The sequence below is a fragment of the Brevibacillus sp. JNUCC-41 genome (assembly GCF_014844095.1).
Taxonomy (GTDB): Bacteria; Bacillota; Bacilli; order Bacillales; family DSM-1321; genus Peribacillus; species Peribacillus aracenensis.
Map to the genome: position 1 here is coordinate 1496427 of NZ_CP062163.1, position 16863 is coordinate 1513289.

Annotated in this window: 11 protein-coding genes; 3 read left to right on the top strand and 8 right to left on the bottom strand. The window is 43.9% G+C overall.

Annotated elements, in window-relative coordinates:
• Positions 1-175: 175 nt before the first annotated feature.
• From uvrA to JNUCC41_RS07520, 4 genes are all read right to left on the bottom strand, one after another.
• Positions 176-3055, bottom strand: a complete 2880-nt coding sequence (uvrA, locus tag JNUCC41_RS07505; RefSeq protein ID WP_192207119.1) for an excinuclease ABC subunit UvrA — start codon at positions 3053-3055, stop codon at positions 176-178.
• 6 nt (positions 3056-3061) lie between these two features.
• Entirely contained in the window at positions 3062-5047 is a 1986-nt protein-coding gene (gene uvrB, locus JNUCC41_RS07510; protein ID WP_192207121.1) for an excinuclease ABC subunit UvrB, read from the bottom strand.
• Between the two features lie 218 nt (positions 5048-5265).
• A complete protein-coding gene (locus tag JNUCC41_RS07515; RefSeq protein ID WP_192207123.1) occupies positions 5266-5496 on the bottom strand; it encodes a CsbA family protein in 231 nt (76 codons plus the stop codon).
• Positions 5497-5684: 188 nt separating this feature from the next.
• A complete protein-coding gene (locus tag JNUCC41_RS07520) occupies positions 5685-7268 on the bottom strand; it encodes a catalase (protein WP_192208082.1) in 1584 nt (527 codons plus the stop codon).
• A 280-nt stretch (positions 7269-7548) separates the two neighbouring features.
• Here JNUCC41_RS07520 and JNUCC41_RS07525 point away from each other — a divergent pair, with 280 nt between their 5' ends.
• Together JNUCC41_RS07525 and JNUCC41_RS07530 are read left to right on the top strand one after the other, a co-directional pair.
• The gene (locus JNUCC41_RS07525; protein WP_430624077.1) at positions 7549-9774 is read left to right on the top strand and encodes an MMPL family transporter; all 2226 of its coding nucleotides are present in this window, start codon (positions 7549-7551) and stop codon (positions 9772-9774) included.
• Between the two features lie 192 nt (positions 9775-9966).
• A complete protein-coding gene (locus JNUCC41_RS07530) occupies positions 9967-10500 on the top strand; it encodes a YceI family protein (protein WP_192207125.1) in 534 nt (177 codons plus the stop codon).
• 179 nt (positions 10501-10679) lie between these two features.
• On the opposite strand, the gene JNUCC41_RS07535 is transcribed toward JNUCC41_RS07530, so the two are convergent.
• Positions 10680-11735 (bottom strand): FecCD family ABC transporter permease, encoded by a 1056-nt coding sequence (locus JNUCC41_RS07535; protein ID WP_192207127.1) that lies wholly within the window; start codon positions 11733-11735, stop codon positions 10680-10682.
• Positions 11732-12736, bottom strand: coding sequence for a FecCD family ABC transporter permease (locus tag JNUCC41_RS07540; protein WP_192207129.1), 1005 nt, complete (start codon positions 12734-12736; stop codon positions 11732-11734). Before JNUCC41_RS07540 ends, JNUCC41_RS07535 begins: the two co-directional genes overlap by 4 nt.
• Positions 12737-12916: 180 nt before the next feature.
• Between JNUCC41_RS07540 and JNUCC41_RS07545 the strand changes: the two genes are divergently transcribed.
• A complete protein-coding gene (locus tag JNUCC41_RS07545; protein WP_192207130.1) occupies positions 12917-13906 on the top strand; it encodes an ABC transporter substrate-binding protein in 990 nt (329 codons plus the stop codon).
• 66 nt (positions 13907-13972) lie between these two features.
• Here JNUCC41_RS07545 and JNUCC41_RS07550 read toward each other — a convergent pair whose 3' ends face one another.
• Together JNUCC41_RS07550 and JNUCC41_RS07555 are read right to left on the bottom strand one after the other, a co-directional pair.
• Entirely contained in the window at positions 13973-15196 is a 1224-nt protein-coding gene (locus tag JNUCC41_RS07550) for a PDZ domain-containing protein (protein ID WP_228467567.1), read from the bottom strand.
• A gap of 184 nt (positions 15197-15380) precedes the next feature.
• Entirely contained in the window at positions 15381-16805 is a 1425-nt protein-coding gene (locus JNUCC41_RS07555) for a S41 family peptidase (protein WP_192207132.1), read from the bottom strand.
• Positions 16806-16863: the final 58 nt, after the last annotated feature.

The window sequence follows — 16863 nt, forward strand, 5'->3', positions numbered from 1 at the left end:
AAAGTTTCATAAATACCATTTTTCCCATCATTCGACAAAGGGAAATGACAATTTCCTAAAAGGATGATGTATGATTTCCCCGGAAATATCTTGTTTTCCTATTCTTTAATCAAATGATTGATTAAATGCACACCGTCATTTTTCTACAAAAAAACAAGCCGGTTGGCTTGTTCTTTTATGCATGTTCATGCTGAGTTTCTTTTTCTTCTATCCAATTTTCCATGCGAATTTGATCACGGGTAAGTACAGGTTTTAAGTATTTTCCCGTATATGATTCGGAAACCTCACATATTTTTTCAGGAGTTCCATAAGTGACGATCGTACCGCCCTTATCTCCGCCTTCCGGACCCAGGTCAATAATATGGTCCGCCGTCTTGATGACATCCAGATTATGCTCGATCACCAAAACTGTATCCCCATTGTCAACCAGCCGCTGCAGAACCTGGAGCAGCCTTGCTATATCGTGGACATGAAGTCCGGTAGTTGGTTCATCCAAGATATAAAAGGAGCGACCAGTGGAACGGCGATGCAATTCTGAAGCAAGTTTCACCCTTTGCGCTTCACCGCCTGATAAAGTGGTAGCAGGCTGCCCTAGCTTGATATAACCCAAACCAACATCATAAATCGTTTGTAGCTTCCGTTTGATTTTTGGGATATTTTCAAAGAAGCTAACGCCTTCCTCAACTGTCATATCGAGAATGTCGGAAATGTTTTTCCCTTTATATTTCACTTCAAGAGTTTCCCGGTTATAACGTTTCCCATGACAGATTTCACATGGGACATAGACATCTGGAAGAAAATGCATTTCAATCTTGATAATGCCATCACCACGGCATGCTTCACAGCGTCCGCCCTTCACATTGAAACTGAACCTTCCTTTTTTATAACCGCGGATCTTCGCTTCATTAGTCGAGGCAAATACGTCACGAACATCATCGAATACACCCGTGTAGGTAGCTGGATTCGATCGTGGGGTTCTGCCGATCGGTGATTGATCGATATCAATGACTTTATCCAAATGCTCAATTCCCTTGATCTCACGGAAATCTCCTGGTCTGGCTTTTGCCCGATTCAGCTTCTGAGCCAACGATTTATGGAGGATCTCATTCACTAATGTACTTTTCCCTGATCCAGAGACTCCTGTAACGGCTGTAAAGACTCCAAGCGGGAATTTCACATTAACGTTTTTCAAATTATTTTCCTTGGCACCTTTCATCTCAATGACACGACCATCATTTTTCCGGCGTTCCAATGGCAGTGGAATGAATTTCTTCCCTGCTAAATATTGGCCCGTTAAGGATTTAGGGTTATTCATGACCTCTTCCGGAGTACCAGCGGCCACTATTTCCCCTCCATGCGCTCCTGCTCCAGGACCAACATCTATCAAATAGTCCGCAGCAATCATCGTATCTTCATCATGCTCGACAACAATCAGGGTGTTCCCGATTTCGCGCATATTCTTCAATGTTTCGATCAATCGATCGTTATCCCTCTGATGCAGCCCTATTGAAGGTTCATCCAAAATATAGAGTACTCCCGTCAATCGGGAACCGATCTGCGTAGCCAATCGTATACGCTGCGCCTCACCGCCTGATAATGTTCCCGCTGCCCTGCTCAACGTCAAATATTCCAAACCTACATTAGCCAGGAAACCGAGCCGCTCTCGAATTTCACGTAGAATCAATCTCGCAATTGCCGCTTCCTTTTCAGTCAAATCAAGCTCATCGAAAAATACTAACGCATCTTCCACTGATAAAGCTGTCGTTTCACTTATATGGACCCCTTGAATGAGGACGGAAAGACTCTCTTTTTTTAATCGATGACCCTTACAGGTCGGACAGTGATGTTCTGACATATATTTCTGCATTTGCTCACGAATATAGTCTGAACTCGTCTCCTTGAAGCGCCTTTCGATGTTTCTTAAAACTCCTTCAAAAGGAATATATCCTTCTTGCACTCTTCCAAAATCATTTTTATAACGGAAATATATCTTATCTTTACCTGAACCAAGCAAGACCTTATCCATCTTCTCTTCCGGTAAATCTTTAACGGGCACATCCATATCTATCCCATAATGGTTGGCTACCGCTTCAAGCAGCTGCGGATAATATTGAGAACTCGTCGGCTCCCATGGCGCAATCGCATGTTGGCGGAGGCTTAATTCGTTATTCGGGATGACCAGATCACGGTCCACCTCAAGCCTCGCCCCCAAGCCATCACAATCCGGGCATGCTCCAAAAGGGCTATTGAAGGAGAACATTCTCGGCTCTAACTCTTCAATCGAAAATCCGCAGTATGGACAAGCATGATGCTCACTGAACAGCAGCTCTTCCTCACCCATGACGTCAATGATGACTTTGCCTTCGCCAAGCTGCAAAGCACTTTCCAATGAATCTGCGAGCCGCGCCATGATACCCTCTTTAATGACGATCCGGTCTATGATGACTTCAATTGAATGCTTTTTATTTTTTTCGAGAGTGATCTCCTCGCTGAGATCATGCATTTCCCCATTCACACGAATGCGGACATATCCTTGTTTCTTAACTTCCTCCAAGACTTTTGCATGTGTCCCTTTTCTGCCCGAGACAAGCGGTGCCAATACCTGAAGCTTGGTTCGCTCAGGGTAATCAAGAATGCGGTCCACCATTTGCTCAATCGTTTGTGAGGTGATTTCAATATTATGGATCGGACAGGTCGGCCTGCCGACCCGTGCAAATAACAGCCTTAAATAATCATAGATCTCCGTAACAGTCCCTACGGTTGAACGAGGATTTCGACTGGTCGTTTTCTGGTCTATGGAAATGGCTGGTGACAAACCTTCGATCGCATCGACATCCGGTTTATCCACTTGGCCTAAAAATTGACGAGCATAAGCGGACAGTGATTCTACATAACGTCTTTGCCCTTCTGCATAAATCGTATCAAAAGCCAAGGAAGACTTCCCAGATCCGGATAATCCGGTCAGTACGACAAGTTTGTCTCTCGGTATCGTGATATCAATATTCTTTAAATTGTTGGCCCTGGCGCCTTTTATCACAATTTTATCCATTGCCATGTTTCGTCACCCTTCCGCTTTCAACTCTAGTAATAAATCACGCAGCTCGGCAGCTCGCTCGAAATCCAGTGCTTTTGCCGCTTCCTTCATTTCTTTTTCCATGCTCTCCATCACTTTTAAACGCTCTTTTTTAGGGAGCTTCGCGAGGCTTGGCGCAAGGTCTTCTTTATACTCTTCGCCTTCTTCGGCTACATGTGTCGCCCTTATGGAGTCACGGATATCCTTTTGAATGGTTTGAGGCATTATTCCATGCTCTTTATTATAATCTTCCTGGATTTCACGGCGCCGCCTCGTTTCATTGATGGCAAGTTCCATCGAATTCGTGATGCGGTCTGCATACATGATGACGTGACCGTTGGCATTACGGGCTGCACGGCCCATCGTTTGAATAAGCGAACGTTCCGAGCGAAGGAACCCTTCCTTATCGGCATCCAGAATGGTCACCAACGACACTTCCGGTATATCCAGGCCTTCCCTTAAAAGGTTGATTCCAACGAGTACATCATATTTGCCCATTCGAAGTTCCCGGATGATTTCTATCCTTTCCAAGGTCTTAACTTCCGAATGAAGATATTGGACCTTGATGCCGATTTCCTTTAAATAATCAGTTAAATCCTCAGACATCTTTTTCGTCAAGGTCGTAATGAGCACACGCTCGTTCTTTTTGACGCGCTCCTGTATTTCACCGATCAAGTCATCTATCTGCCCTTCAATCGGCCGCACTTCCACCGTCGGATCCAGCAATCCGGTAGGACGGATGATCTGCTGAACCATTTCTGGCGTATGTTCGAGTTCATATGGTCCCGGAGTTGCCGAAACGAATATGGATTGATGTACCTTTTTTTCAAATTCCTCAAATCTTAGCGGGCGGTTATCTTTTGCAGAAGGCAGACGGAAGCCATGATCGACGAGCACTTGCTTCCGCGCCTGATCTCCATTGAACATTCCGCGGACTTGTGAAAGGGTTACGTGTGATTCATCCACGACCAATAGGAAGTCCTCTGGAAAGTAATCCATTAAAGTGTATGGTGTCGCACCTGGGGGACGAAGGGTTAAATGGCGGGAATAGTTCTCGATCCCTGAACAAAAGCCCATTTCCCGCATCATTTCCAAATCATAACGGGTCCGCTGCTCCAAGCGCTGTGCTTCAAGGAGTTTTTCATCTTCCCTTAATTCCTTCAATCGCTCTTCCAGTTCCGTTTCGATATTTTGAATGGCTATCCGCATTTTCTCTTCGCGGGTTACGAAGTGGGAAGCCGGGAAAATGGCGATATGTTCCCGTTCACCAGTAATTTCACCAGTCAGGGCATCAACTTCACGGATGCGGTCAATCTCATCTCCGAAAAACTCGACCCGTACGCAATGTTCATCACGTGAAGCCGGGAAAATTTCGACCACGTCGCCGCGAACGCGGAAGGTCCCCCGTTGGAAAGCAATATCATTCCTCTCATATTGAATATCCACGAGTCTGTGCAGCAAGGCATTCCGGTCTATTTCCATGCCTGTCCGGAGGGAAACGACCATCTCCCGGTACTCTTCAGGGGAACCGAGTCCATATATGCACGAAACGCTGGCAATGATGATGACATCTTTCCTTTCGAACAAAGATGAGGTTGCCGAGTGACGCAGTTTATCGATTTCATCATTGATGCTTGCATCTTTTTCGATGAATGTATCCGTGGATGGAACATAAGCCTCTGGCTGGTAGTAATCATAATAGCTAACGAAGTATTCAACGGCATTATTAGGGAAGAACTCTTTGAACTCACTGTAAAGCTGCCCTGCCAACGTTTTATTGTGGGCAATGACAAGAGTCGGTTTATTGATTTTTTGAATCACATTGGAAACGGTGAACGTTTTCCCTGTCCCCGTCGCCCCCAATAACGTCTGCATTTCCTTGCCTTCCTTAATCCCTTCGACCAGCATTTCAATCGCTGCCGGTTGATCTCCTTGAGGAGAGTATTTTGAGACTAACTCAAACTTATCCTTCACCAAGCATAGCCTCCTATTGAAATATTTTTATATGAAAACGGGACATGCCTATATCCCTTCTATTTATTCTGGTTTAATAAAGCATATATACACATTCTACCACATTAGCCTTAAAACAAACCAGCAATAAGCGAACATCCATTCTATTTTTGTTTTATGGACTTCATGATGTGTTGAGGGGAATGACATGTTTGAGTACAAAAAAAGCACCTTTAGTGTCAGGCGCTCTTGGATGTACGTTTCATCATTCTTTTTGATAACCAAAATCCCACTGTCAGGGATAAGGCATCCACGATGATCAATAAGTTTGTATGCGTATAACCTTTATATGCGGAAGCTGTAATCAAGGCAACAGTTAAAACAAGACCCACAACATTGTTATAGGTGACTCTTGAAAATAGCATGACAAGTAGACAAGGAAGGAAAAGGGCAGAAAGAAGTTTAATCATTTTTTCATCTCCTTTATAAGAGAAAAATAGAGTAGTTTCAGTTTAAATGATTATCAAGTTTTTTGCCAATCAATTTCCTACTTGATTTTCAAGCATCATCAGAAGAGCATTCCATACATCCTCCAATTATGCCCATAAAAAAAAGAGGCAAACCCCTTAAAAGGGAAGTTTGCTTCTTTTCAGCACAATCAATATGGATCCGCTTCATGTCCTTTTCTAACGGCGTCCTCAGGGTTATCCGTCCCGCCCAGAGGTTTTGAAGAGTTTGTATGTTCAGAAGCCCGTGCCAGTCCCTCTTTCAATCTGCGGCCATACTCTTCATCGGCCTCTTCGGCAAGAGCTATCATTTTTTCCTGAATGCGATTGTCGGCAGGAGCCAATGCCGCCACTAAATTGGAAATTAAATCGTCTTTTTCCCAATCCTCGAATTCACGGAATGTTTCACCAGCCTGTTTCGTATTGTTTTGGCGATCGATTGTCTCACGAACAAGTTTCCCTTCCACCATAGGTGTATACTCCTTGCCCGTCTGCTTGGCTTCCTTCAAGCCGCCGACAGTTGATGGTTCGTAGTTGATGTGGGGGCTTTGGCTGCCTCTGCCAACTTCATATTGCATCTGTCCGCCAGTCTGATTCGTGGCAGTTGGTTTCTTTGGCGCATTAATCGGCAATTGCAGATAATTAGCACCAACACGGTGACGCTGTGTATCGGAATAAGAGAATGTACGGCCCTGTAACATCTTGTCATCAGAAAAGTCCAGTCCATCCACTAGGACACCGGTGCCGAAAGCAGCCTGTTCGACCTCAGTGAAATAGTCTTCAGGGTTTTTATTCAAAACCATCGTACCGACATGGAGCCATGGGAACTCATCTTTCGGCCAGATTTTCGTATCATCCAGCGGATCAAAATCCAACTCAGGATGATCATCATCACTCATGATCTGTACGTTGAGATCCCATTCAGGATAGTCCCCGCGTTCAATCGCTTCATATAGATCCTGTGTGGCATGATTGAAATTCGTAGCTTGAATTTCATTTGCCTCTTGCTGTGTCAGGTTCTTGATCCCTTGTTTCGGTTCCCAATGATACTTGACAAGCACCGCTTTCCCTTCCTCATTCACCCATTTATAAGTATTGACCCCTGACCCTTGCATCATGCGGTAGTTAGCTGGAATGCCCCATGGGGAGAACACAAAGGTAATCATATGGAATGTTTCAGGTGAGCTCGAGCAAAAATCGAAAATCCTCCTGCCGTCCTGAATGTTCGTGACCGGATCGGGTTTGAAGGCATGAATCAAATCCGGGAATTTCATGGCATCACGGATAAAGAAAATTTTCAGGTTATTGCCTACAAGATCCCAGTTTCCATCCTCCGTATAAAATTTAACGGCAAATCCCCTGGGATCACGTAACGTTTCCGGGGACGTCCCTCCATGAATAACAGATGAAAATCTCACGAATACCGGGGTTTTTTTACCTTCTTCCTGAAAAACCTTCGCTCTCGTATATTTTGAAATAGGCTCGTCCCCCGCTTTACCGGTCGGAACAAAATAACCATGTGCACCTGCACCACGGGCGTGCACCACCCGTTCAGGGATACGCTCCCTATCGAAGTGGCTGATCTTTTCCAGGAAATCATAGTTCTCAAGTGTACTAGGTCCTCTGTTTCCCACAGTTCTAAGACTCTGGTTATTCGTTACCGGGTGCCCTTGCCTGTTCGTTAATGTTTCTTTCGATTCATCATTTGGTTTTTTGGATTTATCAGACAAAAATATCCCTCCTTTGTTAATAAAAGCCACAATACTAACATACTTTCCCCTATTCCCTATATTTCACTCTTCAATCTTCAAATTTAATTGAAATTATTTCAATTTCCCCTATATATCGCTGACCATATGTTTATACATTAAACAACTGGTGTAAATCATATAATGATATGAAAGCTTTGATGCATTTAGTAGAAACATGGAGGTAGCATACCCATTTTTGTATATGGCAGCAGCGCACCATTATAATGAACTAAGGATAAAAAATTCAAAAAGCGGGGTGCCTTCATTGGACGAATCAATATTAGGAAGACTTGGCAGGATGATGACTGGAAAAACCGGTCGTTGGGTTGTCATTGCTGTATGGATAATTGCAGCAATCGCATTAACCTTCACATTGCCTGCCGTTAATGATCGAACAGCAAATAATACCGCAGACTTGCCCGAAGACTCACCTTCTGTCGTGGCTGATGAACTTATTAAAGAAGAGTTTCCAACATCCTCTGGATTACCTGCCCTCCTTACATGGCATCGGGAAAGTGGACTGACGGAGGCCGACTTGGCTGAAATCCAGTACCTTTCCAAAGAACTGACAGATAACCCATTGACACAGCAATCCTTTTTACCGCCGCTTCATGAAATTCCGTTGCCTGCTCTTCAAGGATCGGTTTCGGAAGATGGAACGACTTTTGTACAGCCGCTTTTCTTTAAAGAAAAGACCGAGACAGAAATTCTCGAAAAAAATCTTGAAAGCATTAATGAAGCTGTATCGGAACGCATTGGATCGGACCCATTCAAGGTCCCGACAGATTCAGGTGAATTATCCCTTCGAGTAACAGGCCCTGTAGGGATATCCGTCGATGCAACGGGTTTATTTTCAGGTGCTGATTTCAAATTGCTGTTAGCGACAGTAATACTTGTACTTGTCGTGTTATTACTCATTTACCGCTCTCCTCTTTTAGCCATCATTCCTCTAATCGGAGTGGGCTTCGCCTATATCGTCACGAGCCCGATTCTAGGATTCATGGCAGATCATGGTTGGATTACAGTCGATTCACAGGCAATTTCAATCATGACCGTATTATTATTCGGTGCCGGAACGGATTATTGTCTATTTTTAATTTCTCACTACAGAAGTGAATTAAGGAATCATGAAAGCAAACGGAAAGCCATGATCGCCGCATTTAAAGATTCATCAGGCGCCATTGCGATGAGCGGCCTTACGATCGTCATCTCCCTGCTAACATTGCTTGTAGCCAAATACGGAGCCTACCATCGTTTCGCTGTACCATTCAGCTTGTCCATTTTTATCATGATGCTGGCAGCTTTAACACTTGTACCGGCATTGCTTTCTGTATTCGGAAGGGCTTCCTTCTTCCCGATCGTTCCGCGTACACCTGAAATGGAAGAAGCACGGGCTAAGAAAAAGGGAAAAGCCGTCAAAAAGCATAAAGAAGGCCGCATCGGTAAATGGATTGGTCATATCGTCACGACCAGGCCATGGACTGTCATTCTTACATGCCTGATCATCTTCAGTGTTTTAGCTGGATATTCTTCACAAATAAAATATTCTTATGATATTCTCTCTTCCTTCCCTGAAGATATGAACTCCCGTGAAGGCTATTCTGTCATTTCCGACTCGTATTCACCGGGCGAACTGGCACCAGCCACAGTGGTTATCGATACGGATGGTGAAGATGTCGATTTAGCGCCGGCATTAGAAGAGATGAATATCGTTGAAAGTGTTGCCGATCCAGTCACAAGTAAATCCAATAAAGATCTGCAATCCTATGAGGTCACATTCAACTTGAACCCATATGCTATCGAGGCTATTGATTCCATTCCTGAAATCCGCAAAATGGCGGAGAGAGAATTGAAGGCCGCCTATATATCTTCCGTTGATGAAAAGGTTTGGATTGGCGGGCAAACTGCGACGCAATTCGATAAAAGGGATACTGTAAAATCCGATGAATTCATGATCATCCCGATCATCATCGTCCTGATTTCCTTGCTCCTCTTAGCCTACTTGCGATCTGTGACAGCCATGGTGTATTTAATGGGAACAGTCATTCTCTCATTCTTTGCAGCAATGGGCTTAGGTTGGATAATCCTGCACCATTTCATGGGTGTCGATGCCATAGAGGGTACCATTCCACTCTATTCTTTCGTATTCCTGGTTGCACTTGGCGAGGATTATAACATTTTCATGGTTTCAAGCATTTGGCGTAAGAAAGAAACAATGCCAATCAAGCAGGCCATTCGAAAAGGCGTTGCCGAAACTAGTGGTGTCATCACTTCCGCCGGAATAATCTTGGCAGCCACTTTTTCCGTTCTAGCCACACTTCCTATTCAAGTATTGGTTCAATTCGGTCTCATTACTGCACTTGGTGTGTTAATGGACACATTCATTGTGCGCCCGTTCCTTGTTCCTGCAATCACCGCCCTACTTGGCCGACTTGCTTTTTGGCCGAGTAAAGTGACCACTCAAGAAGAGAAAGAACATGCCAATCACTAAAGATGCCAGCTTTACTCTCCTTGGATAAGCAAAAACCCTGTGCCTAATAAATGCACAGGGTTTTTCATGTTTTCAAAATTAAGGAAAACTTTCAGTTGACACTATTGATTTCACCTCTTATAATTACATTAAGTTAAGATATCTCAAATTAAAGATATATAAATTCAAGATTAATAATCAGGAGGAATAAACATGACAAATACAAAATGGACCATCGATCCGACTCATAGTGCTATTGAATTTTCCGTAAAACATATGATGATCGCTAAAGTAAAAGGTAGTTTTAATAAGTTTGAAGCAAGCATCCTAGCAAACCCATTGGATCTAACAACTGCTGAAATCGATTTTACCGTTGATGTGGCCAGTATCGACACACGCAATGCAGACCGGGATAATCACTTGCGTTCCGCTGACTTCTTTGATGTAGAAAACAATCCTACTTTAACATTCAAATCAACAAAAATCGTGAAAACGGATGAAGATGAATATGATGTAACTGGAAATGTGACTCTTAATGGAATCACACAAGAAGAAACTTTCAGCATCACCTTCGAAGGCCAAGGGAAAGATCCATGGGGAAATGAAAAAGCAGGATTTAGCGGAAAAGGGAAAGTCAAACGCAGTGATTATGGTCTAACCTATAACGCGGCGTTAGAAACAGGCGGAGTACTGATCGGCGACCAAATCACGCTTACCATCGAAATCGAAGCAGCTAAAGAAGCTTAATGAAAAAGAAAGCGAGCTTGCCTGCAGTTCTTTTAAGTTAGACGTTGATTTCCACTTCAGGCACTCGCTTTCCGCAGGCGGCTCGGGAGCCTCGGCGCCTTTGCGCCAAACCCCTTTTGTCTACAAACAGAAGCAGCAGTCATCCCTAGGATGACTGCTGCTTTCTACATTTACCGGATTTACGAATTCCTCGTTTTATATAGTAAATAAATGAAGTATGGTGCCCCGATGCTCGCTGTGAAGACACCAGCCGGTATTTCCAAAGGTGAGAATAAGGTCCGTCCAATTAAATCCGCCACCATAACCAGGATGCCACCAAGCAAAGCTGAAGCGGGCAGTAACACTCCAAAACTCGAACCAACCAGCCTTCTGGCCATGTGGGGTGCCATTAATCCCACAAATCCTATTCCTCCGGCAAATGCCGTGGAACCGCCAATCAAGGCCGTACTGATCATCAATAATGCAAACCGCTGTTTTTGGACATGGCCCCCAAGCCCCGTTGCAAGGTCATCGCCTAGCTCCTGTAAATTAATATTCCTGGCATACAGGAAGGCGATTAACAGGAATATTATCGTCCATGGTGCCAGTACAGCGATATTATTCCAGGTGGAGTTAGACACTGACCCCGTGATCCAAAGATTGGCCTGGCTCGCTTGATAGACTGGGCCAAGAATCATCATCATCGTAGTGAGTGCCTTCATTAAAGCCATCACCCCAATCCCGATCAACACAAGCCTTATCGGGGGAACTCCATTTTTCCAGGCTAATGAATAAACAAGAAAGGCCACGACCGTCGCCCCAATGAATGCAGCTAACGGCAGCCAATTGATGCTCACCGTCAAAGAATGATTCTTATCGCTAAAAATGGCCAGGAATCCAACGACCGCTACTGTCGCTCCTCCTGTTATCCCCAAGATATCCGGCGAAGCAAGTGGATTTCGAATCATCCCTTGAAGGATCCCTCCAGCTACAGCAAGGCCCATCCCTACCAGCAAGGCAACAATTATTCTAGGCAGGCGGAAAGATTGGATAATAAGCCGATCGCTCTCCGTCCCCCCTCCGATAAAAACCTGGAGGACACTTAACGGATTTATATTCATTTCACCCACTCCAGTACTGATTACAAACACTAGTGAAGTGACTAAAAATAATATAAAAATCACGATCATAGCTTTTCTATCCATCAAGAATGATATTTTTTCATTAAATAAACGAAAGCTCTTATATGACTTCATCGGCCGCTGAACCCCTTTCTAGCAATATAAATAAAGAATGGGGTCCCGATTATGGCTGTCATGACTCCAACCGGAACTTCTCGAGGCATCAGGATATACCTTGATATGACATCGGCCGCAATCAAAAGCACCGCCCCGAAAAGTCCAGAGAAGGGAATCACCCACCGATGATCAATACCAACTATAGAGCGGGTAAGATGCGGAACGACGATACCTATAAAGCCAATCGGACCCGCAACCGCCACTGATCCGCCAGCGAGCAGGATGATTGCCAGTCCCAGGACCAGTTTAAGGAAAACTATATTCAGTCCAAGGCCTTTCGCAACATCTTCACCCATTGATAACACATTCATTTTACCGGACATGATCAAGGCAAGGCCCCATCCTACGACAAGATAAGGCAGGACGGCAACTAAATTGTCTAGACTTCTACCGGAAACGGATCCGGCAAGCCAGAATAGGACTTGATCTAAAAGAGCCTCATTAGAAACAAGAAGACCTTGGGTAAGTGAAGCTACCATGGCCGTCATGGCTGCACCAGCCAATGTCAGCTTCATCGGTGTCAAGCCGCCGCGTCCCATGCTACCAATCATAAATATGCTTATCGCAGCTATGGCCGCCCCTATGAATGAGAGCCATGTGAATACTTGAAGATTGCTTATCCCAAACACCGTGACCCCAGTGACAACAGCCAATCCTGCCCCGGCGTTGACCCCGAAGATATCCGGAGAGGCCAGGGGGTTTTTAGTTAGCGTTTGCATCAAAACCCCCGAGATGGCTAAACTTGCACCAATTGCCGAAGCAATCAGGGCACGCGGAAGTCTGACTGATTGAATGACAATGTGTTCATTCGTCCCATTGAAATGGGTAAAAGCATCGATGGCCATTTTCCATGTTGTATCTGTATAACCGTATACAATGCTTGAGCACAGTAAAAACAGCAGCAAAAGAACGGTAATGAACAGCCCCATCCATTTCTGCCATGTATATTTTAATAACATATCCAGTTACCTTTCCAATCACGTTTGTATAGTAATATTTTACTGGTCGTAATGGGAATATGTCAACGGATTTGAGAATCATTTTCATTTATATATTGACAGAAAAGTATATTCATTTTATGATGATGCTGTTAAGTGCGAATGATTATCATTTGCTGAAGAATTAGGAGGGATACATAAATGTTTAGATTCAAGTCATTATTAACGATTTTTACAATATTTGCAGTCTTTCTTCTAGCAGCTTGCGGGAATTCGGATGAAAAAGCCGATGGAAATAAGGCTGACGACAAGAAAGAGGATAAAAGCTACACAATTGAGCATGCCATGGGCACTGCCAAGTTGAAAGAAACGCCTAAAAGGGTGGTCGTTTTAACAAATGAAGGTACTGAGGCATTGCTTGCTTTAGGAATTAAACCTGTTGGTGCCGTTCAATCATGGCTTGGTGACCCTTGGTACGACCATATTAAAGATGATATGGATGGGGTCGAAGTTGTTGGTGTTGAACATGAAGTTAACTTAGAAAAAATCGCATCACTGAAGCCTGACTTGATTATCGGAAGCAAGATACGCCAAGAGGCTGTTTATGATAAATTAAATGCGATCGCCCCTACCGTTTTCTCGGAAACGCTAAGAGGAGATTGGAAAGAAAACTTTAAACTTTATGCAAAAGCCTTGAACCTTGAAGAAAAAGGTAACGATGTAATTGCGGAGTTCGATAAAAACACAGAAGATCTTAAAGCTAAATTGGGTGATAAAGTAAATCAAGAAGTATCCATTGTTCGTTTCATGGCTGGAACTACTCGTATTTATTACACTGATTCATTCTCTGGAGTGATTTTCGATCAATTAGGATTTAAACGTGCAGAACAACAGAAGGAACTTTTCACTGCAGATAATAAATTAGGTAACCTTGCCATTGAGGTTGGGAAAGAAGTCATCCCTAAAATGGATGGAGATATTCTCTTCTACTTCACTTACGCTCCTGAAGGGGACAAACAGGCCCTAAGCACAGCAAAAGAATGGACGAATGATCCGCTTTGGAAAAACCTTGATGCAGTCAAAAATGGAAATGCCCATGAGGTTAGCGACGCAACATGGAATACAGCTGGCGGAGTAATTGCAGCTAATGAAATGCTGGACGATATAGAAAAGATCATGCTTGAAAAGTAATAGTTTAAAAAAGGCCTTTCTCGATACAAATCGAGAAAGGCCTTTTTATTTTATATTAATGTGTCATTAACCCACTTGTCCGCTTTCCTTTAATTGATCATCTACGAACAAGATGCCCAATTCGTAATGCTCCCCGTCAAAAAGAGCTCTTTGTACAAAACGGATCTGTTCATTGTTATCTATGACCTCAAGCTTGCAATGTGCCCGGTTTATTTGGAGCGCCCTGTATAACTCTTCTTCTTCCCTGACGACGACCCCATTTATTTTCGAAATGACCTCGCCTTTTTGCAACCCCATTTTATCTGCCGGAGATTGAGGGATAACGCCTAAGATCTGGACACCCAGCTTACTTTTCGAAAAATAAAAAGGAAGCTTTTGATCCATTGCCTTTTGGGTATGGTGCAGAATTTCACGACCAAGGATTGCTAAAACAGCCGTTATGATTGCCAATGGGGGGTACCAGTAACCAACTGCAGCCAATATCGTAATCACAATTCCCAATGCCCCTACCTTTTTGCCTTGCGCCCTAATGGCCAGTTCCGGAAGCGTCCCATGAACTTTTTGCTTAAAGCCGATTAAAATGGGCAATACGATCGGAGATAGGGACATGTCGCCGATTGAAAAAACTGGATACCATTCGAAAGGCACTGGAAGTTGTCCTCCAGGAATCATGACGAACATGGGAATTAGCCAGATTCGCTGTGAAACATACACACCTATCGGCTGCCCCCTCTTGGATACTTCCAACTGAGGAGAGACCTTTTCACTTCCATTGCCAGCAATCAAAAACCCTTCAGCAATCAGTAATAATCCTATCAAAATAACAAGTGTCGGATATACGGACCGATCCAGCTGATTAAAAGCATCCTGAAATAAAGTCAGCTGGATATCACTATCATATAAAAAGAAAAGGATAAAGAAGGTGAGTCCCACAGTATAAACGGGGGAAACAAACCTCTTTTTCATGGATAGCATGGATAAAACCGTAACCACTGCCATGATGAACAGAGCCGCCAAAGGAATGGCTAGTCCAGTAGCCAGCGTGAGGAAGGAAAGGATCAATCCCCATATCAATCCTTGAGGTAACATGGAACGCAGCTCCATGGAAAAACTGTAAATCTTCGTATTGAAATCATGGCGTTCCCGTTTAACTCGAAGATAGCCGATGAATAAACAATAGGCAATCGAAACATAAAGCAAAGGATGAAGGAAGAGTTTTCCTAATCCCATTAAGCATGCAATCAGCCAATCCGTTGTCAATTTCTTTGCACCATCCTCAACAGTAATCAAAATTTTGTCAAACTTCGTTCTGGTCAGTTACCTCCTATTCTATCAAATATGTAACCTTCATGCCTATTAAGATGCAGAAAAAGTAGCTTTATCTTAAGTTTCCCCTAAACTGCCTTCATGTTCTCAGGCGGGGCTCGATCAAATGCGAAAGAGGCACCGTTCCAAGGGGAACGGTGCCATCAATTTATTTCACTAAATAATTCAAAGCCGTGCGTAACTGAATATCATTATCTTCATCCCGGATTTTATCCAGAATGGCGGATTCCAGATGTGCTGCGGTTTTAGAGTCCAACTTACCAGTTACTTCCAGTCCAAATTGTTTTTGGAATGCCTTCACTGCAATTTCTGTACTCCAATCATAATATCCATCTTCACGACCCGGTTCAAATCCTAGTCCTTTCAGAATGCTTTGCGCATACTGGATTTGTTCATCATTCATATCCCGCTGCAACACCTTCTCAATAGCCAGCTGATGTGCATCAAAATACTCCGGTTGTTTCACTTTGATTGCCGGTTCGATCCCTTTTTTATGGATCCATTTCCCTGATGGCGTCAGCCACTTATATAACGTAAGTTTAATCTTACTGCCATCACCCATTGGTACAGCTTGCTGTACAGTGCCTTTCCCGAAGGTCTTCTCACCGACCAATGGATAGCCCCCCGCCTCTTGCATCGCGCCAGCCAGGATTTCCGAGGCTGAGGCGCTGCCTTTATCCGTCAAGACAGCAACGGGATAAGCTTTCGCTTTCTTAAGGCTTGTAAAAAACGATTGCGTTTCTCCCGTTCTTTCCGCAATTTGCAAATAGGGTTTGTCTTTTGTGATAAACTCGCCAAGAATCGTTTCCACACTGGAAAGAAGGCCGCCTGGATTGCCGCGTACATCTATGACCAAGCCCTTGATTCCCTTCTTTTCAAGCCCCTTTAACTGCTTTTTGAAATCAGTCGCAGTATTTTCCGAGAATGAGGTCAACTCGATATAACCGATTTGTTCTCCCGCGACTTCCTTAATTGATGAAAATACGGTATCCAATGGGATTTCGGCACGCACCATATTGAATTCTAGAGGATTGTCCACCCCTGCCCGCTTTATTTCCATTTTGACGGGTGATCCTTTTTCGCCACGGATTTTCAGGCGTGTCTCATACAGATTCAAACCTTCTACACTCTCGCCATTCACCTTAAGGATTTGATCTTTCGGCTTTAATCCCGCTTTTTCAGCAGGTGAATCTTTGTAAGGAGAAACAATGATGACCTTACCATCTTCCATTCCGATTTCAGTCCCAATCCCTTCAAACGAGGAGTCCAGGGTTTCATTGAATTGTTTGGCGGTCTCCTTGTCCATATATACGGAATAAGGATCTTTCAACGCTGACAGCATGCCTTGAATGGCACCCGCGACCAGTTTGGAACCGTCCACCTGTTCTACATACTGACTTACGATCAAACCGTAAGCTTGTTCAACTTTTGCCCATTCCTTATCCTTCGATATCGCTTGGCTTTCATCCTTTACTTCATTCTTGGCCGAGAAGCTTGTCCAATATATGCCCCCCACTGCTCCAATGGCTAGTGACATGATGATTGCTAGAGGAAGTACCCATTTTTTGACCATATTTATCCCCATTTCTGACCTGATATGTATTTCACTATATGAGGGGAATGGAGAGAAT